Source organism: Mesorhizobium sp. M8A.F.Ca.ET.208.01.1.1 (assembly GCF_004791315.1).
In the GTDB taxonomy this organism is placed as follows: domain Bacteria; phylum Pseudomonadota; class Alphaproteobacteria; order Rhizobiales; family Rhizobiaceae; genus Mesorhizobium.
Genome location: NZ_SRUT01000043.1, coordinates 1 through 506, shown reverse-complemented (window position 1 = coordinate 506; position 506 = coordinate 1). Strand labels below are relative to the sequence as shown.

Below are 506 nucleotides of genomic sequence, written 5' to 3'. Positions count from 1 at the left end.
GTTCCGGTGCGGACGGCGCAAGGTCGGGTGCGGGCGCTGGGCTTCTGGGTCGGCGTGACCGGCAGGGGGACGTCGCTCGGGCAGCCGCTGGAGAAGGTCGCGTGGGTCCTGGCACGTGCGTGCGGCCATGTCGGCTCCGGCGCCGAATATCTCTACAACACCGTCAGCCATCTCGAGACCTTCGGCATCCATGACCGCAATCTGTGGCGGCTGCAGGAATTGGTGGCGGACGAGATACGGTCGATCCACGGCCACCGGGTCACATGCCACGACGCCGCGGAGGTTACCGAGGGGGTCATAATATGAGCTTCATTGTCATGTTTTACTCAGCCATTACATTGGCTTGGCCGAAAATTGACCAATTGATAAAAAAATAAAACGTGCTAGCCTTCCCCAAAACGACAACAAGGGGAACTGGAATGGCGACTGGTCATTTCATCGAAGGCATTGCCGGCGGCCGGCTGTCCTCCGAGCAATATGCCGACAATTTTTCCGACCTGCACCCT

Annotated in this window: 1 pseudogene; it reads left to right on the top strand. The window is 59.3% G+C overall.

What is annotated here, in order from left to right:
- Window positions 1–306: pseudogene (locus tag EN851_RS34185) on the top strand (gamma-glutamylcyclotransferase); the annotation flags it as partial.
- Between the last annotated feature and the right edge of the window lie 200 nt (window positions 307–506).